The organism is Zoogloea sp. (assembly GCF_041911615.1).
Classification (GTDB): domain Bacteria; phylum Pseudomonadota; class Gammaproteobacteria; order Burkholderiales; family Rhodocyclaceae; genus Zoogloea.
In genome coordinates this window covers 29,129-49,531 of the sequence record NZ_JAYROR010000125.1, presented here as the reverse complement: position 1 = coordinate 49,531, position 20,403 = coordinate 29,129, and the positions used below count along the sequence as shown (strand labels likewise).

General features: G+C 66.2%; 25 protein-coding genes. 2 read left to right on the top strand and 23 right to left on the bottom strand.

Features of this window, described 5'->3' with window-relative positions; all coding sequences use genetic code 11:
• On the top strand, positions 1 to 250 hold a 250-nt coding region (locus tag ACE3P2_RS16500; protein WP_049194297.1), incomplete at its 5' end, for a Tn3 family transposase.
• Here ACE3P2_RS16500 and ACE3P2_RS16495 read toward each other — a convergent pair.
• The 23 genes from ACE3P2_RS16495 to bioB form a co-directional block, all read right to left on the bottom strand.
• Entirely contained in the window at positions 247 to 882 is a 636-nt protein-coding gene (locus ACE3P2_RS16495; RefSeq protein WP_374266444.1) for a methionine ABC transporter permease, read from the bottom strand. The genes ACE3P2_RS16500 and ACE3P2_RS16495 overlap by 4 nt on opposite strands.
• Positions 875 to 1,726, bottom strand: a complete 852-nt coding sequence (locus ACE3P2_RS16490; protein WP_374266442.1) for a methionine ABC transporter ATP-binding protein — start codon at positions 1,724 to 1,726, stop codon at positions 875 to 877. The genes ACE3P2_RS16495 and ACE3P2_RS16490 overlap by 8 nt, the downstream gene beginning before the upstream one ends.
• A gap of 201 nt (positions 1,727 to 1,927) precedes the next feature.
• Entirely contained in the window at positions 1,928 to 2,596 is a 669-nt protein-coding gene (locus tag ACE3P2_RS16485; protein WP_374266440.1) for an RBBP9/YdeN family alpha/beta hydrolase, read from the bottom strand.
• Between the two features lie 20 nt (positions 2,597 to 2,616).
• Positions 2,617 to 3,618, bottom strand: coding sequence for a sulfate ABC transporter substrate-binding protein (locus ACE3P2_RS16480; RefSeq protein WP_374266438.1), 1,002 nt, complete (start codon positions 3,616 to 3,618; stop codon positions 2,617 to 2,619).
• A 165-nt stretch (positions 3,619 to 3,783) separates the two neighbouring features.
• Entirely contained in the window at positions 3,784 to 4,434 is a 651-nt protein-coding gene (locus tag ACE3P2_RS16475) for a PEP-CTERM sorting domain-containing protein (protein ID WP_374266436.1), read from the bottom strand.
• Between the two features lie 256 nt (positions 4,435 to 4,690).
• A complete protein-coding gene (locus tag ACE3P2_RS16470) occupies positions 4,691 to 5,119 on the bottom strand; it encodes a DUF1841 family protein (RefSeq protein ID WP_374266434.1) in 429 nt (142 codons plus the stop codon).
• Positions 5,120 to 5,226: 107 nt separating this feature from the next.
• Positions 5,227 to 5,868: an endonuclease III gene (gene nth / locus ACE3P2_RS16465; protein ID WP_374266446.1), complete on the bottom strand. Its 642-nt coding sequence runs from the start codon at positions 5,866 to 5,868 to the stop codon at positions 5,227 to 5,229.
• 8 nt (positions 5,869 to 5,876) lie between these two features.
• A complete protein-coding gene (locus tag ACE3P2_RS16460) occupies positions 5,877 to 6,557 on the bottom strand; it encodes an electron transport complex subunit E (RefSeq protein WP_374266432.1) in 681 nt (226 codons plus the stop codon).
• Positions 6,558 to 6,572: 15 nt separating this feature from the next.
• Positions 6,573 to 7,232 carry an electron transport complex subunit RsxG gene (gene rsxG / locus ACE3P2_RS16455; RefSeq protein ID WP_374266430.1) on the bottom strand — a complete coding sequence of 220 codons (660 nt, stop codon included), beginning with the start codon at positions 7,230 to 7,232 and terminating at the stop codon, positions 6,573 to 6,575.
• Positions 7,233 to 7,236: 4 nt separating this feature from the next.
• Positions 7,237 to 8,259 carry an RnfABCDGE type electron transport complex subunit D gene (locus tag ACE3P2_RS16450; protein ID WP_374266428.1) on the bottom strand — a complete coding sequence of 341 codons (1,023 nt, stop codon included), beginning with the start codon at positions 8,257 to 8,259 and terminating at the stop codon, positions 7,237 to 7,239.
• A 30-nt stretch (positions 8,260 to 8,289) separates the two neighbouring features.
• Positions 8,290 to 9,981, bottom strand: coding sequence for an electron transport complex subunit RsxC (gene rsxC / locus ACE3P2_RS16445; protein WP_374266426.1), 1,692 nt, complete (start codon positions 9,979 to 9,981; stop codon positions 8,290 to 8,292).
• A gap of 12 nt (positions 9,982 to 9,993) precedes the next feature.
• Positions 9,994 to 10,545 carry an electron transport complex subunit RsxB gene (gene rsxB / locus ACE3P2_RS16440; protein WP_374266424.1) on the bottom strand — a complete coding sequence of 184 codons (552 nt, stop codon included), beginning with the start codon at positions 10,543 to 10,545 and terminating at the stop codon, positions 9,994 to 9,996.
• Positions 10,546 to 10,549: 4 nt separating this feature from the next.
• Complete coding sequence (gene rsxA / locus ACE3P2_RS16435) at positions 10,550 to 11,134, bottom strand: electron transport complex subunit RsxA (protein ID WP_374266422.1); 585 nt, start codon at positions 11,132 to 11,134, stop codon at positions 10,550 to 10,552.
• A 112-nt stretch (positions 11,135 to 11,246) separates the two neighbouring features.
• Positions 11,247 to 12,260, bottom strand: a complete 1,014-nt coding sequence (locus tag ACE3P2_RS16430; protein ID WP_374266420.1) for a quinone-dependent dihydroorotate dehydrogenase — start codon at positions 12,258 to 12,260, stop codon at positions 11,247 to 11,249.
• A gap of 41 nt (positions 12,261 to 12,301) precedes the next feature.
• Positions 12,302 to 12,775, bottom strand: coding sequence for a hypothetical protein (locus tag ACE3P2_RS16425; RefSeq protein WP_374266418.1), 474 nt, complete (start codon positions 12,773 to 12,775; stop codon positions 12,302 to 12,304).
• 8 nt (positions 12,776 to 12,783) lie between these two features.
• Positions 12,784 to 13,524, bottom strand: coding sequence for an arginyltransferase (locus ACE3P2_RS16420; protein WP_374266416.1), 741 nt, complete (start codon positions 13,522 to 13,524; stop codon positions 12,784 to 12,786).
• A gap of 6 nt (positions 13,525 to 13,530) precedes the next feature.
• A complete protein-coding gene (gene aat, locus ACE3P2_RS16415) occupies positions 13,531 to 14,235 on the bottom strand; it encodes a leucyl/phenylalanyl-tRNA--protein transferase (RefSeq protein WP_374266414.1) in 705 nt (234 codons plus the stop codon).
• 63 nt (positions 14,236 to 14,298) lie between these two features.
• The gene (locus tag ACE3P2_RS16410; RefSeq protein ID WP_374266412.1) at positions 14,299 to 14,739 is read right to left on the bottom strand and encodes a C40 family peptidase; all 441 of its coding nucleotides are present in this window, start codon (positions 14,737 to 14,739) and stop codon (positions 14,299 to 14,301) included.
• A gap of 345 nt (positions 14,740 to 15,084) precedes the next feature.
• Entirely contained in the window at positions 15,085 to 15,915 is an 831-nt protein-coding gene (gene serB / locus ACE3P2_RS16405; RefSeq protein WP_374266410.1) for a phosphoserine phosphatase SerB, read from the bottom strand.
• Positions 15,915 to 16,991 (bottom strand): 3-deoxy-7-phosphoheptulonate synthase, encoded by a 1,077-nt coding sequence (locus tag ACE3P2_RS16400; protein ID WP_374266408.1) that lies wholly within the window; start codon positions 16,989 to 16,991, stop codon positions 15,915 to 15,917. Before ACE3P2_RS16400 ends, serB begins: the two co-directional genes overlap by 1 nt.
• A gap of 47 nt (positions 16,992 to 17,038) precedes the next feature.
• A complete protein-coding gene (locus ACE3P2_RS16395; protein WP_374266406.1) occupies positions 17,039 to 17,686 on the bottom strand; it encodes a pyrimidine 5'-nucleotidase in 648 nt (215 codons plus the stop codon).
• Between the two features lie 3 nt (positions 17,687 to 17,689).
• A complete protein-coding gene (locus ACE3P2_RS16390; protein ID WP_374266404.1) occupies positions 17,690 to 18,574 on the bottom strand; it encodes a methyltransferase domain-containing protein in 885 nt (294 codons plus the stop codon).
• Positions 18,575 to 18,595: 21 nt separating this feature from the next.
• Positions 18,596 to 19,591, bottom strand: coding sequence for a biotin synthase BioB (bioB, locus tag ACE3P2_RS16385; RefSeq protein WP_374266402.1), 996 nt, complete (start codon positions 19,589 to 19,591; stop codon positions 18,596 to 18,598).
• 119 nt (positions 19,592 to 19,710) lie between these two features.
• Between bioB and ACE3P2_RS16380 the strand changes: the two genes are divergently transcribed.
• On the top strand, positions 19,711 to 20,388 hold the full coding sequence (locus ACE3P2_RS16380) for a ComF family protein (RefSeq protein WP_374266400.1): 678 nt from the start codon (positions 19,711 to 19,713) through the stop codon (positions 20,386 to 20,388).
• Positions 20,389 to 20,403: the final 15 nt, after the last annotated feature.

Sequence of the window (20,403 nt, the reverse complement as noted above, 5' to 3'; positions counted from 1 at the left end):
GCAGCAGCGCTACCGCGCCAGCGGTCTCAACCTGGTGACGGCGGCCATCGTGCTGTGGAACACGGTTTACCTGGAGCGGGCCGCGAACGCCTTGCGTGGCCACGGTCAAGCCGTCGATGACGGCCTGTTGCAGTACCTGTCGCCGCTGGGCTGGGAGCACATCAACCTGACCGGCGATTACCTCTGGCGCAGCAGCGCCAAGATCGGCGCGGGCAAGTTCAGGCCGCTACGGCCGCTGCAACCGGCTTAACGTACGATTTTTTCCGTTTTCTGAGGCGACCCCGTGATGACCATCACGTCGGTTTGGAACCGGTAGTAGCCGTAGCGGATGGCCAGGTCGCCGATGCCGCCGCCGCCCACCACGCCGGCCACGGCCGAGTAGGACAGGAAGCTCACCGCCAGCACCGTGACGGCCAGCACCAGCCCGGAGCGGGCCTCGACCAGCAGCACGTGGCGCACGATCTGCAGCGGCGAGGCGCCCATCGCTTCGGCGGCCTCGATCACGCCCCGGGGCACGTCGCGCAGGGTCTGCTCGATGAGCCGGGCGAAGTAGAAGGTGGCGGCGATGGAGAGCGGCACGCTGGCCGCCAGCGGCCCGATCGAGGTACCGGCGATCACCCGGGTGAAGGGCGAGATGGCGACCAGCAGGATGATGAACGGGAAGCTGCGCACCACGTTGATGACGCCGTTGGTGACCAGATTGAAGACGCGGAAGCGTTCCAGGGATTGGCCGCGGCTGCTGAGGAACACCAGGATGCCCAGTGCGCCGCCGAGCACGATGGCGACCGACAGGCTGATGGCGAGCATCAACAGGGTTTCGCCGGTGGCCTTGAGGATCTCGGGCTGCAGCTCGATCAGGGTGTCGATGAGGTTTTCAGGCATGGGCGGCCTCCAGGGCGAAGTGGTGCGGCGCGGCCTGATCGGCTTCGCGCACGCCTGGCGAAGGGCTCGCGGCGGGGCCGACGGCGCCGAAGTCGGCCAGCCAGCCGGCCAGGCGCGAGCCGGCGGGGATGACGCCGCCAGCGATGTCGAGCTGCTCGACGATGCGGCCGCCCTCCATCACCGACACGCGGTGGCACAGGCGGCGAATCACCTCCATTTCGTGGCTTACCAGCAGGATCGTCACGCCGAAGCGCCGGTTGGCGTCGGACAGCACGTCGAGCAGATCGAGTGTGGTGCGCGGGTCGAGGGCCGAAGTGGGCTCGTCGGCCAGCAGCACGTGGGGTTCGGGCGCCAGGGCGCGGGCGATGGCGACGCGCTGCTTCTGGCCGCCGGAGAGCCGGCCGGGGTAAACGTCAGCCTTCTCGGCGAGGCCGACGAAGTCGAGGCAGGTGGCGACCCGATCGCGGATGCGCGCCGGATCGGTGCCGGCAATCCGCATCGGCAGGGCCACGTTTTCGGCCACGGTCTGGTTATGCAGCAGGTTGAAGTGCTGGAAGATCATCCCGATGCGGTGGCGCGCCCGACGCAGCTCGGCGGCGGACAGTCGGGTGAGATCCTGGCCGTGGACGATCACCTCGCCGCTGTCGGGGCGTTCGAGGAGATTGGCGAGGCGCAGCAGGGTGGACTTGCCGGCGCCCGAGAAGCCGATGATTCCGTGGATTTCGCCCTCGGGGACGACCAGCGTGGTCGGGCGGACACCGACGACCTGGCCGCCGGGGTCGGTGAATCGGCGGGTGACGCCGCGCAGCGCGATGGCGGGCGTGGGCGTGATGGGCTGGGACATGGTGCGGTGCGTAATGACTGGTGAAGCGGCGACTGTAGCGCCGCCCCCAACGCAACCGAACCAACAAATTCTTCTGAGTTTTGCAGCCCGAGCGTGGAAAGCTTTGCAGCGAAAATGCGTTGCACGTCTTGGCGCTGGAGGGCGCGGCGAGGCCTTTTTGCAGCCGCTCCCGGCGGGGGGCGCGGGATCGGCGCGCCGCGTCTAGATGCCCGTTTCCTGCCGCGTGCGGTGGCGCAGGCGGGCGAGGGCGCCGTGGCGGCCACGGCGGTTGAGCCGCCATTCGTCGATGCAGCCCAGGGGCAGATCGTCGCAGGCGGTCTGCAGGGCTTGCAGCAGGGCCAGGCCGCGCGGCCAGGGGCCGTGGCCGGATTCGACGTTGATGTGCCCTGCGGCGCCGATTTCCTCCAAGTGACTGCCCCAGCACTCGGCCCAGTAGGCGGCCGACGAGAGGCGCACCCAGGGGTCGTTGGTGCTGGCGACGACGAGGCTGGGGGCGTCGAGCACTTGGCGCGGAATCCACTGGGAGAGGCTGGCCTGGTCGGGGTAGGCGCCGGGGTCGCGCAGCCCACCCGGGGTGAAGCGGTCCGGGTCGGCCGGGGCGACGAGCATCAACCCGGCGACGCGGTTGGGGCGGTCGGCCGCGGCGACCACCGAGGCGAGGCAGCCGAAGCTGTGCGCCACCACCCAAACCGGCCCCGGCGAGGCATCGATGGCGTCGCGCACGGCATTGGCCCAGCGGGCGAGGATCGGCCGCTCCCAGTCGATGTCGGGCACCCGCCGGGCATCGGGCAGTTGCTGCTCGAGCCAGGTCTGCCAATGATCGGGGCCGCTACCGTGAAGGCCGGGGACGATGAGGGTGGTGTGCTGCATGGGTGCCTGCCTGCGAACGGTCAGCGGACGTTGATCTGGTCGAACACGCCGCCGTCGGCGAAGTGGGTCTTCTGGGCGGCGGTCCAGCCACCGAAGACGTCGTCGATGGTGAACAGTTTGACCGGCGCGAACTGCTTGGCGTACTTGGCGGCGATCTTCGGATCGCGCGGGCGGTAATAGTTGTCGCCGGCGATGGTCTGGCCTTCCGGCGAGTAGAGGTATTCGAGGTAGGCGGTGGCCAGCTTGCGGGTGCCGCGTTTGTCGACCACCTTGTCCACGACGCTGACTGGGGGTTCGGCGAGGATGGAAACGGACGGGGTGACGAGGTCGAACTTGTCCGGGCCGAGCTCCTTGATCGCCAGGTAGGCTTCGTTTTCCCACGCGATCAGCACGTCGCCGATGCCGCGCTCGACGAAGGTGGTGGTCGCACCGCGGGCGCCGGAGTCGAGCACCTTGACGTTGGCGAACAGCTTCTTGACGAAATCCTTGGCGGTGGCGTCGTTGCCGCCGGGTTGCTTGAGGGCGTAGCCCCAAGCGGCGAGGTAGTTCCAGCGGGCGCCGCCGGATGTCTTCGGGTTGGGGGTGATGACCGCCACGCCGGGCTTGACGAGGTCGCTCCAGTCGCGGATCTGCTTGGGGTTGCCCTTACGCACCAGGAAGACGATGGTCGAGGTGTAGGGCGAGGCGTTGTGCGGCAGGCGCTTCTGCCAGTCGGCGGGGATCAGCTTGGCCTTGTCGGCCAGGGCGTCCACGTCGTAGGCGAGGGCGAGGGTCACGACGTCGGCCTCGAGACCGTCGATGACCGAACGGGCCTGCTTGCCCGAGCCGCCGTGGGACTGCTTGATGGTGACCGTCTCGTTGGTCTTGTTCTTCCAGTACTTGGCGAAGGCGGTGTTGAAGTCCTGATAGAGCTCGCGGGTCGGGTCGTAGGAAACGTTGAGGAGGGTCTGGTCGGCGTGGGCGCTGCCGCTGCCGATGAGGCCGACGGCGAGGAGAATGCTGAGGAGCTTGCGGGCTTGCATGGGGATTTCCTTGGTCAGTGTCGTTGGATGAGGCAAGTCTAGGGACGACTCGCGTTCAACCGAACCAAGAAAAATGCACAAGCTAATCACCGGGCGTGCAATGCGGGCGGAGGCTCACGCCCGGTGATAACCGGCCCGTGGGCCGGGTGCCCCGAGGGGCGTGGGTCAGGCCTGGGCGGCCTTGCGGCGACCGAGCAGCGCGGCGAGGCCGACGCTGGCAAGGGCGAGGCTGGTGGGTTCGGGCACCTGGCTCACCGGGCTGCCCAGGTCGGCCTTGAACCAGACGTCGGCGTTGCCGCTCCAGTTGGTCGTCCAGGCGGTGTTGGTGAGCTGGCTGAAGTTGGTGCTGTTGTTGATGAACACGAACTGGCCGGGAATCGAGTCGGCACCAGCCGGCATCCCGAAGTAAGCGAAGGGCTGCATCGGCAGCTCGGAGATGCTCAGGAAGGCGACGTAGGTTCCGCCGGCGGTGAGCATCAGGCCACCCGGCGCGAAGCTCAACTCATGGGTGCCGCTGCCGCTCACCGAGACGGTGTTGCTGGTGTAGAGCAGGTTGGTGACCTTGCTGCCGTCCCAAGCGCCGATGTAGCCGCGTACGTCCTGGGTGTAGTCACCGTTGAGGTACAGCGAGAAGCTGTTGAGGACGGTATCGGTGCCGGTGACGGTGAAGGTCTGGCCGTAGGTGGCGGTGTCGGGATAGCCGAAGTTGTGGATGTCGCCGACGTAGCTGGCGGTCGTATCGATGACCGTCGCATGGGCGCCGGAGGCGGCCAGGGTGAGGAAGAGTGCCGACAGGCTTGCACGTGATATTTGCATTTTGAAGCTCCTTCTGGGGTGAAAGCAACTCCGGTTAGCAATATACGTACCAAATATTTTTCTATTCAGAAACAGTATGTTGAGCGAGTCGATACGGATTCTGACAAAAAAGTGTAAATAAAGTCGACTCTTTAAACATCAAAAATATTTTTTTGTCAATACCTCTAAAGTGTTTTTTTGTCATCCAACTAATTCACGGGTGGCGACAGGTTTTTAGGGCTTTTCGACTCGTTGACGCGCCGGGATCACCGCCGATTCAGCTTCCTGCGCGCTTTCTCACGCATTCGACATAGGTTAATCCATCGAGCGGCGCGTTGTCCCTCTGGGCACGCCAGATCGTCTCGCCCAGGCATTCGAGTACATCGTGGAGGGCGGCGTGGCGATCGCCGTGCCGTGCCTGGCATTGTTCGAAGGCTTCGCGGATGCCCGGTGGCTGGTTGATCGAGAGCTGCTCCTCGATGGCCAGGTGGAGCGAGAGATGCAGGAAGGGGTTGATCTGACCGTCGTCGACGCTGAAATCCTTGTGGATGCCGTCAGCGTCATCGAGCAGGCCGTGGTATTCGGGGTGATGGGCGACGAGATCGGCGGCGATGATCTCGAGCTGGGTCAGAACTTCGCGGTTCTTGTGCTTGCGCCACGCTTCGACGAAGAACTGGCGGGCCTGGTCGCGGGAGGGGTCGAACATGATGGGCTCGGTGGTCTCGGTGGGGGCGAGGTCATTCGCCCGCGCGGGTGGATGAAGGGTCTGCCGTCCGTCGGGGACGGATTGATCTCGTGGGAATGGGATTGCGGCTACGGTCCGGTGCCCGTCTTGTCCTTGAACAGACACAGGTCGCGGATGATGCATTCGCCGCATTTGGGCTTGCGGGCGACGCAGACGTAACGCCCGTGAAGGATCAGCCAGTGGTGGGCGTCGCGCAGGTATTCCTTGGGAATGCGACGGAGCAGTCGCTTCTCGACCTCCAGCACGTCCTTGCCCGGAGCCAGACCGGTGCGATTGGCGAGGCGGAAGATGTGGGTGTCCACGGCCATCGTCGGCTCGCCGAAGATGGTGTTGAGCACCACGTTGGCGGTCTTGCGGCCCACGCCGGGCAGCGCCTCGAGGGCGGCGCGATCATTGGGAACCTCGCCCGCATGGCGTTCGAGGAGCTGGCGCGACAGGAGCGCGGTGTTCTTCGCCTTGTTGCGGAACAGGCCGATCGTCTTGATCTGTTCGGCGATCGCGGCTTCGCCCAGGTCGGCCATCGCCTCCGGGGTGGGGGCGAGGGCGAAGAGCTTGCGGGTCGCGATGTTCACCCCCTTGTCGGTGGCCTGGGCCGACAGCACCACGGCCACCAGCAGCTGAAAGGGGCTGGCGTATTCGAGCTCGGTGGTCGGGTGCGGATTGGCTTCGCGCAGGCGGCGAAAGGCTTCGGCAACCGCCGCGATGCGCATGTCGGCCATCAGGCTTCCTGCGGGCTCGGCGCGCTGCGGGTGAGTCGGGCGCGCGCCTGCTGGCGGGCTTCCAGCCAGTTGCGGCCGGCGATGAGGCAACCGAGGGCAAAGAACGCACCGGGCGGCAGGATGAAGGTCAGGAAGCCGGGGTAGTCGGCACCGAGCACGTGGATCTCGTGGGTGCCCGGAATGACCATTTCGATGCCCGAGAACAGGGTGCCGATGCCGACGAGTTCGCGCATTGCGCCGAGGACGGTGAGCACCAGCGTGGCGCCGAGGCCCATCGCGGCGCCGTCGAGGGTGGAGGCCAGCGGGCTGTTTTTGGCGGCGAAGGCTTCGACGCGGGCCAGCACGATGCAGTTGGTGACGATCAGCGGAATGAAGATGCCGAGCACCAGGTAGAGCTGGTGCAGGTAGGCGTTCATCGCGAGATCGACCACCGTGGTGAGGGCGGCGATGACGAGGATGAAGACCGGAATGCGGATTTCGTAGGGGATGAAATTGCGCAGCAGCGCCACCGCCAGGTTCGACATGGCCATGACGAGCACGGTGGCGAGGCCCAGGCTGACGGCGTTGACGACGCTGGTGGTGATGGCGAGGGTCGGGCACAGGCCGAGAATCTGGACGATGCCGGGGTTTTGCTTCCACCAGCCGTTCCAGGCGATTTCGCGGTAGCTACGGAGATCCATGGGCGGGCTCCTGGTTCAGAGGATATCGCCGCGCTCGGCGGCGAAGAGGCGGTCGTGGTGAGCGCCGACGAAACGGGCGGCGCGGGCTACCGCATTGGTGACGGCCCGGGCGCTGATGGTGGCACCAGTGTGGGCGCTGATTTCACCGCCGTCCTTGCGTACCTTCCAGCGATCGAGGGGAAGCTGCGCCGGGTTGAGGCCAGCGAACTGGCCGATCCACGGCGAGGCCTTGTTCTTGTCCTTGCGGGCGTCGATGTAATCGCCCAGGCCCGGCGTTTCCCGGTGGCTGACGACGCGCACGCCCAGCACGTCGCCATCGGCGCGGATGGCGACGATCAGGTCGATGTTGCCGCTGTAGCCATCGGGCGCGGTTGCTTCGACGAGCAGCGCCGACGGTGCGCCGGCCTTGCGAGCCCGGTAGATCTTGCCGCCACGCTCGAGGCCGAGTTCCCGCGTGGGGCCGAGCGCCGCGAAATCGTCCAGCAGGGGATTGTCGTAAGTGTCTGGCGGAAGCACCTCGGTGATCAGCTTCATCTTTTCATCGTTGGCCGATTGCTCGATGGCTTCGTGGGTGAGCTCGTAGGTGGCTGCCATTACCGCGGTGAAGGCCAGCGTGAAGACGGTCATGATGGCCGCGGTGCGCGAAGAGAGCCCGGCGAGGGTGGGTTCGCTCATGGCCTCAATCCTTCTTGTGGCCGAAAACCGGCGCCTGGGTGTTCATGTCGATGATCGGCACGAGGATGTTCATCAGCAGGGTGGCGAAGGCGACGCCGTCGGGATAGGCGCCAAACACGCGGATCACGTAGGTGAGCACCGCCGCGCCGGCGGCGAACAGCAGCTTGCCCTTGGGCGTGGTGGCGCCCGATACCGGATCGGTGAGGATGAAGAACGCGCCGAGCATCGCGCCACCCGAAGCCAGATGAAAGAGCGGCGAGGCGAAACCGTCGGGACGCATGCCCCACAGGAGGCCGGCGCAGACGAACAGCGCGGCGCAGAACGCGACCGGGATGTGCCAGGTGATGATGCGGCGCTGGATCAGCCACAGGCCGCCGACCAGATAGCCCAGCACGATCCATTCGCTGCCTTTGCCGCCCAGCAGGCCGAAGGCCGGTCCGTCCATCAGATGGCTGGCGGCGACGCCGTGCAGGCTGGATTCGGGGTTGGCGGCGCTGCGCAGGGCGGTGCGCAGCGCATCGAGCGGCGTGGCGCCGGTGATCGCGTCCACCTCGCGCAGACCGCCGAAGATCAGCTTCAGCTGGGTGCCGAAATCCAGCTGGCCGGCAGCGGGCCACTGGGACATCAGCGCCGGGTAGGCGACGATCATCAGGCAAAAGGCGGCCATCGCGGGATTGAAAGGGTTCTGGCCGAGGCCGCCGTAGAGCTGCTTGACCACCACGATGGCGAGCAGCGTGCCGGTGACGGTGAGCCACCACGGCACGATGGGCGGGAAGGTCAGGGCGATCAGCCAGGCGGTGACGACGGCCGACAGGTCGGTGAGGAACAGTGCCTTGGGCTTGCCGCGGATCGCCAGCATGGCCGCTTCGCCGGCCAGGGCGGCGACGGAGGCGAGGGCGATCTGCACCAGGATGCCGGCACCGAAGAACCAGACGTAGGCGACGATGCCGGGCACGAGGGCCAGCAGCACCTGCAGCATGACGCGCTGGACGCTGGCCGGCTTGCGGACGAAGGGTGAATTGTTCATCGATGTTTCGTGGGATTCGCGACGTCCGGATCAGGCGTCCGGCGCGTTGTCGGGTGCCTTGGCGACTTGCCGGCGGGCGTCGATCTCGGCGATGTCGGCCTGGACGTCGGCGGCGAGGTTGTCGGTGTTGCGTGGCGTTGCCTGGGCGCGCTGCAGGCGGGCCTTTTCCATCGCGGCTTCGATCAGGGCGAGCTTGGCGGGATCGACCGAGGGCTTGGGCTTGGCGGGCGCCTCGGCGCCACCCGCTGCGCCGGCTGGAGCGGCGCCTTCGGTGGCGACCTTCTCGCGGGTGGCGGCTGCCTTGGCGGCGAGCTTTTCGGCCTTTTCCTGCTTCTCGCGGTCCTGGCGGAAGTTCTTGAATTCGAAGCGTTCGCGTGCGGTGTCGGAAGCGCTCTTGTCGCGCTCGCGCGCCCAGATCTCGCTTTTCGAGAAGCGGAAGTAATCCACCAGCGGAATGTGCGATGGGCAGACGAAACTGCAGCAGCCGCATTCGATGCAGTCGAAGATATGGTATTCCTGCGCCTTGCCGAAGTTCTTCGCGCGCGAGAACCAGTACATTTCGAACGGCGCCAGATCGGCCGGGCAAGCTTTGGCGCACTCGCCGCAGCGGATGCACGGCATTTCGGGCGGCGGCGGCGGGAACATGGCCGGGCTGCCCACCAGAATGCAGTTGGTGGCCTTGACGACCGGCACGTCGAAGCCGGGCAGGCGCACGCCCATCATCGGGCCGCCCATGATGTAGCGGTCGGTGTCGGCGCGGGGTCCGGCGAGGCGAACGACGTGATCCATCGGCGTGCCGATCAGCACGTCGTAGTTGCGCGGGCGCTCGACGTTACCGGCCACGGTGACCACCCGCGAAATGAGCGGACGGCCGAGTTCGAGTGCCTCGTAGATGCTGAACGCGGTACCGACGTTGAAGCACTGGACGCCGAAATCGGTGGAGCGGCGCCCGTGGGGAACCTCGATGCCGGTCAGCACGCGGATCAATTGTTTGGCCCCACCCGCCGGATAGCGCGTGGGGATGGCGACGGCCTCGATGCCCTGGACGCCCGCAGCGGCAATGGCGGCCTGCACCGCTGCGACGGCTTCGGGCTTGTTGTCCTCGATGCCGATGAGGACTTCGTCGGCCTGCAGCAGATGGCGCATGGCGACGATCCCCTTGAGCATTTCGGGGGCGCGCTCGCGCATCAGCAGGTCGTCACAGGTGATGAAGGGTTCGCACTCGGCGCCGTTGATGACGAGGGTGCGCAGCTTGCCTTCCTTGCCGGGCTTGAGCTTGGCGTAGCTGGGGAAGACCGCGCCACCGAGACCGACCACGCCGGCGTCGCGCAGGAAATCGCGCAGCTCGTCCGGTGGGGTGGCGAGGTAGTTCACTTTGTCGAGCTCGCCCCAGGTGTCGGCGCCATCGGGTTCGATGATGACCGACAGGGTGGACAGGCCGGAGGTGTGGGGCATGACGGCCTGCGTCACGTCGCGCACGACGCCCGACGTGGAGGCGTGGACGGCGGACGACAGGCTGCCGTCGGCGCCGCCGATGCGCTGCCCCTTGAGTACCGTGTCCCCCGGCGCGACCAGTGGCCGTGGATGACCGCCGACAGCCTGGTGGAGCGGAATCACGAGGCGGTCCGGTAGCGGGACCGGCGCGATCGCCGCCGCCGTCGAGGCGTTCTTGTGGGTCTGCGGCTTCACGCCGCCATGGAATTTGAACAGTTTGCGCAGCATCTCGGGCCTCGGTCAGGCGGCGGCCTTGATTTCGACGACCGGATAACGCCACTTCCAGGTGTCGACGGTTTCGGCGATGGGCGCCATTGCGATGCAGTCGACGGGGCAGGGCGCCAGGCAGAGTTCGCAGCCGGTGCAGTCGGCTGCGACGACCGTGTGCAGTTGCTTGGCGGCGCCGACGATGGCGTCCACCGGGCAGGCCTGGATGCACAGGGTGCAGCCGATGCAGGTCTGCTCGTCGATGACGGCGACGGATTTGGGCTTCTCGACACCGTGCTCCTCGGACAGCGGCTTCACTTCGCGACCGAGCAGGTCGGCCAGCTTGCGGATGCCTTCCTCACCGCCGGGCGGGCACTGGTTGATTTCCGCCTCGCCGCTGGCGATGGCCGTGGCATAGGGGCGGCAGCCGGGAAAACCGCACTGCCCGCACTGGGTCTGCGGCAGGATGGCGTCGATCTTGTCGACCAGCGGGTCACCCTCGACCTTGAACTTGATCGAGGCAAATCCGAGCAGGGCGCCGAGGACGATGGCGACGCCGGCCATGATCAGGAGGGCGGATAGCATGATGTCAGCGGTACTTGTCGAGACCGGCAAAGCCCATGAAGGCGAGACTCATCAGGCCGCCCGTGACCATCGCGATGGCGGTGCCTTTGAAAGGCGCCGGAACGTCGGCGCCGTCCAGGCGTTCGCGGATGCCCGCGAACAGCACCAGCGCGAGGGAGAAGCCGACCGAGCTGCCAAAGCCGAACACCAGCGATTCGAGCAGATCGTGGCGCATCGACACGTTGAGCAGCGGCACGCCCAGCACCGCGCAGTTGGTGGTGATGAGCGGGAGGTAGATGCCCAGCACCTGGTACATCACGGGACTGGTCTTTTCGATGACGAGTTCGGTGACCTGCACGATGGCCGCGATGATGACGATGAAGGCCAGCGTCCTGAGGTATTCGACGCCAGCGGGGATCAGCACGTAATGATCGATGAGGTAGCTGGTGCCGCAGCCCAGCGTGAGCACGAAGGTGGTGGCCGCCCCCATCCCCACGGCGGCGTCGAGCTTCTTCGAGACGCCCATGAACGGGCATAGACCGAGGATGCGAACCAGGACGACATTGTTCACGAGAACAGCGCCGAGGATCACGAAGAGGTAGCTGGTCATGATGGTCGGAGGGCGATGGGGCCGGACGGTCGTTCAAGGCGCGGATTATCCCGCCGGGACGGCAGGGCACTCAAGCCTGCCGAACGCGGGGGACGGGAGGCCGCGCGTCGGGTCATGGGTAGTCGCGGGTCTCGGAGACCGCTTCGCGGACCAGGGCTGGACCGCGATAGACGAGGCCGCTGTAGAGCTGCACCAGTCTGGCCCCAGCCTCGAGCTTGGCGCGGGCCTGACGACCGTTCAGCACGCCACCGGCGGCGATGATCGGCAGTTCGTTCTGGAGCGCCCTGGCCAGCGCCGCGACGACCGCGGTGGAGGCCTCGAACAGCGGTGCGCCGGAGAGTCCGCCCGCCTGATCGCCGTAGCGGATGCCCTGCACCTTGTCGCGGGCCAGCGTGGTGTTGGTGGCGATCACCGCGTCGATGCGGTGACGACGCAGGGCGTCGGCGATGTTGGTGATCTGGGCGTCGTCGAGATCGGGGGCGATCTTGAGGGTGATCGGCACGTAGCGGCCGTGCTTGTCTGCGAGCTGGGCCTGGCGGGCCTTGAGCTGGCCGAGGAGGGCGTCGAGTTCGGATTCGCCCTGCAGCTGGCGCAGGTTCTTGGTGTTGGGCGATGAAATGTTGACGGTGACGTAGCTCGCCAGGGGGTAGGCCTTGTCGAGGCAGGCCAGGTAGTCGTCGGCGGCGCGCTCGATGGGGGTGTCGGCGTTCTTGCCGATGTTGATCCCGAGGATGCCGCGGTACTTCATCTGTTGCACGTTGCCGATCAGGGCGTCGATACCGTGGTTGTTGAAACCCATGCGGTTGATGACGCCCTTGACTTCGGGCAGCCGGAACATGCGCGGCTTGGGGTTGCCGGGCTGGGCGCGGGGCGTGATCGTGCCGATCTCGATGAAGCCGAAACCCAGACGGGCGAGGCCGTCGATGGCTTCACCGTTCTTGTCGAGGCCGGCGGCGAGACCGATGCGGTTGGGAAACTGCAGCCCCATGACTTCGACCGGATTGGCCTGAAGTGGACGAGCGGCGGGAAGCAGGCGGCCAGCCAGGTTGAGGCCGGCGAGGGTGGTTTCGTGGGCGGTTTCCGGATCGAGGGAAAACAGCACCGGGCGGGCGATTTCGTAGAGCATCAGCCATTCTACCGCAGTGCGGCAAAGTCTTGTTTCTTCGATCAATCCACCGCGATGCGGACCTGCAGTCCGAGATAGCCGCTGTAGCCCGGCAGGTTCGGCAGGGCGACCAGATTGGCACCGACGCGTCCGATCTGGGCCGACACCGCCGGTAGGACGAGAATCGGTGACGGATAGCCGGTGGCGAGCAGACCAAAGGCGCCCAGGCGGAACGGGCCGGCTTCGAGCGGCATCCAGCGACCGCCGAGGTAGAAGGTGTTGCGGTCGTAGCTGTTGCGGAAATAGCCCGCCGACGCGACCCAGGCGGTGCCGGTGAATTCACGCTCGGCACCGATGCCCGGATTGACTTCGCGCCAGTCGCGCCGGTCGGGCTGGAAGTGGTGGGAGGCGCCTGAGACGACCAGCCAGTCGCGGTGGGGCGAGGTGGAGAAGTCGTCGAGGCCGGGCATGGCGTGGGCAGCGCAGGCGCAGGCGAGAATCGGCGCCGCGACGAGCGCGATGGGAAAGCGTGGCATGGGTGGGGTCAGTCGAGGCGCGCCAGGTCGGCGTCGGAAAGCGGGCGCCACTGGCCGCCGATGCGCCCTTCGATCGGGCGGAAGCGGGCCTTGTAGGCCATCTTGCGGCTGTCGCGGATCCAGTAGCCGAGGTACAGGTAAGGCAGGTTGAGTTCGCGGCAGACTTCGATCTGCCAAAGGATGCCGAAGGTGCCCAGGCTGCCTCCGGTGACCTCGGGGTCGTAGAAGGTGTAGACGCTGGACAGCCCGTCGGTCAGGCAGTCGATGACGCTCACCATGCGCAGGATGCCGCCTTCGCGGAATTCGATCAGGCGGCTGTCCACGTGGCTTTGCAGCAGGAAGTGGGCGTACTGCTCGCGGTTGTCCTGATCCATGCCGCCGCCCGCATGGCGACTGCCCTGGTAGCGCTGGTAAAGGTTGTAGTGCTCCTCGATGAACTCGAGGGAGGTTTCCCGTGGGAGCAGGTGGGCGTGTGCGCTCCAGGCGCGGCGCTGACTGCGGTTTGGGGTGAAGCTGCTCACCGGGATGCGAACCGGCACGCATGAGCGGCAAGCGTCGCAATAAGGCCGGTAGGTGAAGATGCCACTGCGCCGGAAGCCGCTGCGCACGAGCTCGCTGTAGAGCGGCGTGTCGATCAGGTGACTGGGAGTGGCGACTTGCGAGCGCGCCTGGCGCTCGGGCAGGTAGGAGCAGGCATACGGCGCCGTGGCGTAGAACTGCAGCAGGGAGTAGGGGTAATCCTTGAGCATCGCGCGCTACGTCCAGGGGGCTTGGGCTCCGTTGATTGGCCAGCGCCCAGGCGGCATGCCGTCGCGGGTGACGGTGTCCAGCATGTTCACGAATAGTGCCCGGGAGATTTCGCGTCCGCCCAGGGAGGCCAGATGGGCGGTCGTCATCTGACAATCTAGCACGCGAAAATCGTGTTGCTCAAGAAACCGCGCGAGGTGGGCGAAGGCGATCTTTGAGGCGTCGGTGCGCAGGCTGAACATGGATTCGCCGTAAAAGGCGCGTCCGAGTGCCATGCCGTAGAGGCCGCCGACGAGTTTGCCATCCATCCAGGTTTCCACCGAATGGGCGTAGCCTAGCGCGTGCATGCGGATATACGCCGCCTCGATGTCGGAGGTGATCCACGTGCCGGGGCCAGACTTGCGCACGCCAGCGCAGGCGTGGATGACGGCCGCGAAGTCGCTGTCGAGCCGGACTTCGTAGCGACCGTTGCGCAGCGTCTTGCGTAGCGAGCGGGTGATGCGGATCTGGCCGGGGAAGACCACCATGCGGGGGTCCGGACTCCACCAGAGTATCGGCTCGCCCTCGTTGAACCACGGAAAGATGCCGCGCCGATAGGCTGCCAGCAGCCAGTCGGGCGTCAGCGCGCCCCCGGCGGCGAGCAGGCCGTTGGGATCTCGCAGGGCGCGGGATGCGGAGGGAAAATCGGGTCGGTCGCCGAGCCAGGGGATCATGTCGTCACGGGAGCCATGATCGCAGTCGAGGGGCTGCCGAGATGGATCGCGCGCGGGCGGCGATCAGTTGGTCTGGGTCTGGCGCGGGGGGGTGTTGGGCAGGACGCGGCGGGCACCGTCGTAGCGGGCGGCCCAGTAGCTGATCCGCATGTCCTCGACGCGGACGACGCCACCGGCCGAGGGGGCATGGACGAACTGGTAGTTGCCCAGATAGATGCCGACGTGCGAGAAGGCGCGCCGCATGGTGTTGAAGAACACCAGATCGCCCGGCTTGAGATCGTTGATCTTGACCTGTTCGCCGGTCTGCGCCATTTCGGCCGCCGTGCGCGGTAGGCCGAAGCCGAGGGCATCGGCAAACACCTTGCCGACGAAGCCGCTGCAGTCGAAGCCGGTGTTCGGGCTGGTGCCGCCGAAGCGGTACGGAACGCCTAGGAAGTTCAGGCTTCGATCGACCAGCGAACGGATGGAGTCGGTGTAGCGCTCGAAGACCGAAGCGGGCGGCATGTCGTCAGGCGAGCTGGCTGCCGGCTCCGCCGCGACGACTGCGTGCGAGAACGCGGCCGCTACAAAAAAGCCGAGGATCGTCTTTTTGATAGGCATCCGATCAGTCTACCGAATGATGGAATAAGTGTAAAGAATTTCGACAATTATCGATGTTGCATTGCGACATGTGGAATGCGCCACAGATTAACCCTGATGGCATCGGTAATATGCGATCCGCACTGGTCGTGGGCAGCAATGTGCAGGAGGCCGCGCGGAAGAATCGCCGAACCGGTCGACGATTCTTCGTGGAAGGGCCCTTCGGCTTTCTGTTGCGGAGCACCCACGCCAGTCGCACCAGTTCCGCCGTCACGCAAACAGGTTCAGGATGCCGTCGAGGCCGCTGTAGTTGAGCGCGTAGGTGGTCTTCTCGCGGACCACGGGCTTTGCGTGATAGGCAATGCCGACGCCGGCGGCAGCGAGCATTGGCAGATCGTTGGCGCCATCGCCCGCGGCGATCACGGTTTCAGGGGCGAAGCCGTGGTGCTTGCGCACGAGTTCGAGGGTGTGGCGTTTGGCCGCACCGTCGATGATCTCGCCCTTGACCCGACCGGTGAGCTTGCCCGCGCGGACTTCGAGCTGGTTGGCTACCGCGTAGTCGAAACCAAGCTGCTTCTGCAGGCGCTCGGTGAAGTAGGTGAAACCGCCCGAAACCAGCACCGTGACGATGCCTGCCTGCTTGAGGCCGGAGATCAGTGCTTCCGCGCCCGGGTTGAGCCGCAACCTTTCGTGGAAAACCCGACCGAGGGCTTCTTCGGGCAGGCCTTCGAGCAACGCGACTCGGCGGGTGAGGGATTCTCGAAAATCCAGTTCGCCGCGCATCGCCGCCTCGGTGATCGCCGCGACTTCAGCCTTCAGGCCCTGCATGTCGGCGATTTCGTCGATGCACTCGATGCTGATGAGGGTCGAGTCCATGTCGGTGACGAACAGGCGATAGTCGGCCAGCCGGCGCCCTTCGGGGACGAAGGCGAAATCGAGCGCGTGGGCGTCGCAGTAATCCGCCAGATCGGGGTGGGGCCGCGCGCCCACCAGCCGGACGGCGTTGGGGCCGAGACGACCGACCCCCTCCGAGCCGGTGAGTGTGGTGAGTTCCTTCAGCGCGCGGGTTTCGAGCTTGCGCCCCTGGACGACCAGATTCATCAAGCCTGGCTCCGCTTCGGCAGGATGTCGCGCAGGATGTCGCGGGTGTTGCGGATCATCGCTTCAGTGGTGGCCCAGTCGACGCAGGCGTCGGTCACCGAGCAGCCGTAGCGCAGTTGGGCGAGGTCGGCGGGAATCGGCTGGCTGCCGGCCTCGATGTTGCTTTCGATCATCAGGCCGACGATGGAGCGGTTGCCTTCACGAATCTGATGGGCGACATCGCGCATGACCAGCGGCTGGTATTCGGGATTCTTCCAGGAGTTGGCGTGGGAGCAGTCGATGACGATGTTGTCCGGCAGCTTGGCTTTCTGGAGTGCCTTCTCGGCCAGGGAGACGGACACGGTGTCGTAATTCGGACGACCGCCGCCGCCACGCAGCACGACATGGCCGTAGGGGTTGCCGCGGGTGCGGATGATCGACGACTGGCCCTGGCCGTTGATGCCGAGGAAGCTGTGGGGGTGCGACGCGGAGAGGATGCCGTTCACGGCGGCGTCGAGGGAGCCGTCGGTGCCGTTCTTGAAGCCGACCGGGGTGGACAGGCCGGAGGCCATTTCGCGGTGGGTCTGGGATTCGGAGGTGCGGGCACCGATTGCGGTCCAGGCGATCAGGTCACCGTAGTACTGCGGTGCGATCGGGTCGAGGGCTTCGGTGGCGGCGGGCAAACCGACTTCATTGACCTGGAGCAGGAAATGCCGGGCTTTTTCCATGCCTTCGTCGATGCGGAAGGAATCGTCCATGTACGGGTCGTTGATGTAACCCTTCCAGCCGGTGGAGGTGCGCGGCTTTTCGAAATAGACGCGCATCACCAGTACCAGCGTATCGGCCACTTCGTCGGCGAGCTGCTTGAGGCGGCGGGCGTAATCGATGCCGGCGACCGGGTCGTGGATCGAGCAGGGCCCGACGACGACGAAGACGCGCGGATCCTTGCGGTCGAGGATGGCCTGCAGGGTGCGGCGGCCTTCGAGGACGACGTTGGCGGCGCTGTCGGTCAGTGGCACGCGGGAGACGATCTCCTCGGGCGAGGGCATGTGGTCGAAGGCCGCGATGTTGAGGTTCTCAGTCTGGGCAGTGGTCATGGCGTTGGGACTCGAAGGCGGTGACGCTTGAAGCGGAATCCGGCATTTTACTCCGAAGCGCTGCGGCGCATCGCATGGCGCGCGAGGTCGAGCACCGTGGGCAGGCGATGATCGACGAAATGCGGCTTGCGCAGGCTGCGACTGATCCACACCGTGGTCATGCCCAGGCGCTTGGCCGTGCGCAGGTTCTCGGCGCTGTCTTCGACGAGGATGCAGCGCGAAGGGTCGAGGCGGTGGTCCCGCAGCAGGTGATGGAAGCCGCGGATGCGGGGTTTGGGGTGAAAACGCATCTGCTCGACGGCATAGACGTCGTCGAAATGGTGGCGAATGCCCATCACGTCGAGCACCGCTTCGGCGTAGCGCCGGGGGCCGTTGGAGAACACGAGCTTGCGTCCGGGCAGGCGACGCAGCATGTGACGCAGGGCGTTGTCGAACACCACCATCCGGTTGAGGTCGGGAAACTGGTGGGTTTCGTGCAGGAAGTGCCGCGGATCGGTGCCGTGGTGGCGGATCAGGCCGGTGAGGGTGGCGCCGTAACGCCGCCAGTAGTCGAGACGCAGGCGGTTGGCCGTGGGTTCGTCGAGATCCAGGTGCCGCATGAGGTAAGCCGTCATGCTGCGGTTGATGTGCGGGAAGATGTGCGGGCTGGCGTTGTGCAGCGTGTTGTCGAGATCGAACAGCCAGATGGGGGGCATCGTTCAGGTGGGTTTGGGCTGGAAGCGGACGATGGCGCGCCCGTCCTCGGCGACCTTGGGCGCGGTTTTCCAGGCGTGGCCATAGACGACTTCGACGGTGGCCGGGAGGCGGCCGTCGCGCCGCAGTCGCTCGTAGTTCGAGCGTAGCTGCTGCCAGTGGCCCTTGCCGACCAGGCCGCGGGGACGGCTGAGCGCGGCATTGGCGGAGCCGCTGGCGCGCAGGTCCTGGAACAGGTCGTCGAGATGGGTGTAGGTGACGGTGAGCATGTCCATGTCCATCACCGGGTCGGCAAAGCCGGCTCCGACGAGGGCGTCACCGAGGTCGTGCATGTCGATGAAGCGGTGGAGATGTTCGGCATCCGAGGGCGGCAGGGCGGCACGGAGTTCCTTCAAGGTGTCCGGGCCGAGCGTCGAGAACATCAGCATGCCGCCAACTTCGAGCACGCGGTGGATTTCCTTCAGCGCGGGCAAAGGGTCGTGCAGGAACTGCAGCATGAGGTTCGACCACGCGAGGGACACGCTGCCGCGGGCAAGGGGCAGGGCGCTGGCGTCGGCGCAGATGAAATCCGGCTCGGCGGGCTTGCCGAAGCGCATCAGGCGCTTGAGCAGACCGGTGTCACCACGGGCCTGGGCGAGCATCGCCGGTGCGGAATCGATCGCGACGCGGGAGATGCCGGGATAGCGTTGGGCGAAGGTGGCGAGATCGGCGCCCGGGCCGCAGCCGAGATCGAGGATGCGCCGTGGAGCGATGCGAATGTAGTCGAGTCGCTCGCCCATGCGCCGGGAGACTTCCCGTGCGAGGGTGTCGACGCCGGCGTAGCGCTCCGCAGCCCGTCCGGCGCGACGACGTACGAGACGCGGGTCGAGCTGGAAGTCGGGCGCGGTCATGGGCTGGGTGCGGCGCGAGGCTCAGACCGACTTGAGGCCCAGACGGGCGAAAAGCTTGTCGTCGGCGTCGGCGTCGGGGTTGTCGGTGGTGAGGAGGCGATCACCGTAGAACATCGAGTTGGCACCGGCCATGAAGCACAGGGCCTGGAAGCCGTCGCCGAGTTCCTGGCGGCCGGCGGACAGGCGCACGTAGCTTTCGGGCATGGTGATGCGCGCAGCGGCAACGACGCGGACGAAGTCGAAGGGGTCGATGGCTTCCGCATTGCCCAGCGGGGTGCCTTCGATCTGGACCAGATTGTTGATGGGCACGGAATCCGGCGGGGGATTCATGTTCGCCAGCTCGGCGATCAGCGCAGCACGGCTCTTTTTGGTTTCGCCGAGACCGACAATGCCGCCGCAGCACACGTTGATGCCGGCGTCGCGCACCTTCTCGAGGGTGTCGAGGCGGTCCTGCAGCGTGTGGGTGGTGATGATCTGGCCGTAGAATTCGGGCGAGGTGTCGATGTTGTGGTTGTAGTAGTCGAGACCGGCTTCCTTGAGCCTCTCGGCCTGGCCGTCCTTGAGCATGCCGAGGGTGACGCAGGTTTCGAGGCCGAGGGCCTTCACTTCGCGCACCATGTCGAGCACCGGAGCGAGGTCTTTTTCCTTCGGGCCGCGCCAGGCGGCGCCCATGCAGAAGCGGGTCGCGCCCTTGGCCTTGGCGGCGCGAGCGTTCTCGAGGACTTCGCCGATCGGCAGCAGGGTTTCCTTTTCGAGGCCGGTGTCGTAGCGGGACGACTGGGAGCAGTAGCCGCAATCTTCGGAGCAACCGCCGGTCTTGATCGACAGCAGCGTGGAACGCTGGACGGCATTGGGGTCGAAATGTTCGCGATGCACCTGCTGGGCGCGGAACAGCAGATCGTTGAAGGGCAGCGCGAACAGGGCTTCGACTTCAGCGACGGTCCAGCGCTTGCGGGGCGACGGGTTGGCTGCGGCGTTGGGGGCGGCGCTCTCTGCGCAGGCGGCGGTGGCGGTCATTGTCATGCACCCTTATTTTGGCTGTAATTCAAAATTACGAAGCCTTTTAGTTTCCCCGAAGGGGTCTGGATTTGTCAAATCAGGCAGTTGGCCGGCAAGGCGGCCGAATGGCGGCGGTCATGGAGTCCGCCCTCGCGGCGATTCTGCCGCAACACTGTTTTGCCTGCGGCGCGGGCAGCGGCAGCGCGGTGCTGTGTCCAGCGTGCTGGGATGCCTTGCCGGGCGCGGACATCCCGCGCTGCCCGGTTTGCGCGATTGCGCAGCCTCACGGGGCGGTGTGTGGCGCCTGTCTGCGCGAAGCGCCGACTTTCGACGCCAGTCGGGCGGCGCTCGATTACGCGTTTCCGGTCGACAAGCTCGTGCAGGCGCTCAAGTACGGGCATCGACTCGCTGTGTCGCGACTTTTCGTCGACTTGATGCTGGCGTTGCCGGTTCCCGCCGGCGACGTGGTGGTGCCGATGCCGCTTCATCCACTGCGTCTGCGGACGCGAGGTTTCAATCAGGCGGGCGAGCTGGCGCGGCCCCTCGCCCGGGCGTGGGGGCTGCCGGTACTGCTCGATGCCGTCGAGCGCGACGTGGATACCGTAGCCCAGGCGAGCCTGCCGTGGAAAGCGCGGGCCGCCAACGTGCGAGGTGCGTTTCGGGTCACTGGCGACCTGGCGGGCAAGCGCGTGGTGGTGGTCGACGACGTGATGACGACAGGGGCGACGCTCTTCGAGCTGGCGCGTGCCCTGAAAGCCGCCGGCGCGATCCGGGTGGAGAATCGGATCCTCGCCCGGACGCCGGCGCCGGCTTGATCGCGGCCAGTGGTG

What these genes read in the sequence shown, in the direction of transcription:
- rsxB (WP_374266424.1), bottom strand. Translation starts at nt 10,545, where the DNA reads ATGCTATCCGCCCTCCTGATCATGGCCGGCGTCGCCATCGTCCTCGGC.
- bioB (WP_374266402.1), bottom strand. Translation starts at nt 19,591, where the DNA reads ATGACCGCCACCGCCGCCTGCGCAGAGAGCGCCGCCCCCAACGCCGCA.
- ACE3P2_RS16450 (WP_374266428.1), bottom strand. Translation starts at nt 8,259, where the DNA reads ATGAACAATTCACCCTTCGTCCGCAAGCCGGCCAGCGTCCAGCGCGTC.
- ACE3P2_RS16460 (WP_374266432.1), bottom strand. Translation starts at nt 6,557, where the DNA reads ATGGATCTCCGTAGCTACCGCGAAATCGCCTGGAACGGCTGGTGGAAG.
- rsxA (WP_374266422.1), bottom strand. Translation starts at nt 11,134, where the DNA reads ATGACCAGCTACCTCTTCGTGATCCTCGGCGCTGTTCTCGTGAACAAT.
- ACE3P2_RS16470 (WP_374266434.1), bottom strand. Translation starts at nt 5,119, where the DNA reads ATGTTCGACCCCTCCCGCGACCAGGCCCGCCAGTTCTTCGTCGAAGCG.
- rsxC (WP_374266426.1), bottom strand. Translation starts at nt 9,981, where the DNA reads ATGCTGCGCAAACTGTTCAAATTCCATGGCGGCGTGAAGCCGCAGACC.
- serB (WP_374266410.1), bottom strand. Translation starts at nt 15,915, where the DNA reads ATGAATCTGGTCGTCCAGGGGCGCAAGCTCGAAACCCGCGCGCTGAAG.
- ACE3P2_RS16420 (WP_374266416.1), bottom strand. Translation starts at nt 13,524, where the DNA reads ATGCTCAAGGATTACCCCTACTCCCTGCTGCAGTTCTACGCCACGGCG.
- ACE3P2_RS16485 (WP_374266440.1), bottom strand. Translation starts at nt 2,596, where the DNA reads ATGCAGCACACCACCCTCATCGTCCCCGGCCTTCACGGTAGCGGCCCC.
- ACE3P2_RS16425 (WP_374266418.1), bottom strand. Translation starts at nt 12,775, where the DNA reads ATGCCACGCTTTCCCATCGCGCTCGTCGCGGCGCCGATTCTCGCCTGC.
- ACE3P2_RS16390 (WP_374266404.1), bottom strand. Translation starts at nt 18,574, where the DNA reads ATGACCGCGCCCGACTTCCAGCTCGACCCGCGTCTCGTACGTCGTCGC.
- ACE3P2_RS16490 (WP_374266442.1), bottom strand. Translation starts at nt 1,726, where the DNA reads ATGTCCCAGCCCATCACGCCCACGCCCGCCATCGCGCTGCGCGGCGTC.
- nth (WP_374266446.1), bottom strand. Translation starts at nt 5,868, where the DNA reads ATGCGCATCGCGGCGGTTGCCGAAGCCTTTCGCCGCCTGCGCGAAGCC.
- aat (WP_374266414.1), bottom strand. Translation starts at nt 14,235, where the DNA reads ATGATCCCCTGGCTCGGCGACCGACCCGATTTTCCCTCCGCATCCCGC.
- ACE3P2_RS16430 (WP_374266420.1), bottom strand. Translation starts at nt 12,260, where the DNA reads ATGCTCTACGAAATCGCCCGCCCGGTGCTGTTTTCCCTCGATCCGGAA.
- ACE3P2_RS16480 (WP_374266438.1), bottom strand. Translation starts at nt 3,618, where the DNA reads ATGCAAGCCCGCAAGCTCCTCAGCATTCTCCTCGCCGTCGGCCTCATC.
- ACE3P2_RS16395 (WP_374266406.1), bottom strand. Translation starts at nt 17,686, where the DNA reads ATGCCCCCCATCTGGCTGTTCGATCTCGACAACACGCTGCACAACGCC.
- ACE3P2_RS16410 (WP_374266412.1), bottom strand. Translation starts at nt 14,739, where the DNA reads ATGCCGCCCGCTTCGGTCTTCGAGCGCTACACCGACTCCATCCGTTCG.
- ACE3P2_RS16380 (WP_374266400.1), top strand. Translation starts at nt 19,711, where the DNA reads ATGGAGTCCGCCCTCGCGGCGATTCTGCCGCAACACTGTTTTGCCTGC.
- ACE3P2_RS16495 (WP_374266444.1), bottom strand. Translation starts at nt 882, where the DNA reads ATGCCTGAAAACCTCATCGACACCCTGATCGAGCTGCAGCCCGAGATC.
- rsxG (WP_374266430.1), bottom strand. Translation starts at nt 7,232, where the DNA reads ATGAGCGAACCCACCCTCGCCGGGCTCTCTTCGCGCACCGCGGCCATC.
- ACE3P2_RS16475 (WP_374266436.1), bottom strand. Translation starts at nt 4,434, where the DNA reads ATGCAAATATCACGTGCAAGCCTGTCGGCACTCTTCCTCACCCTGGCC.
- ACE3P2_RS16400 (WP_374266408.1), bottom strand. Translation starts at nt 16,991, where the DNA reads ATGACCACTGCCCAGACTGAGAACCTCAACATCGCGGCCTTCGACCAC.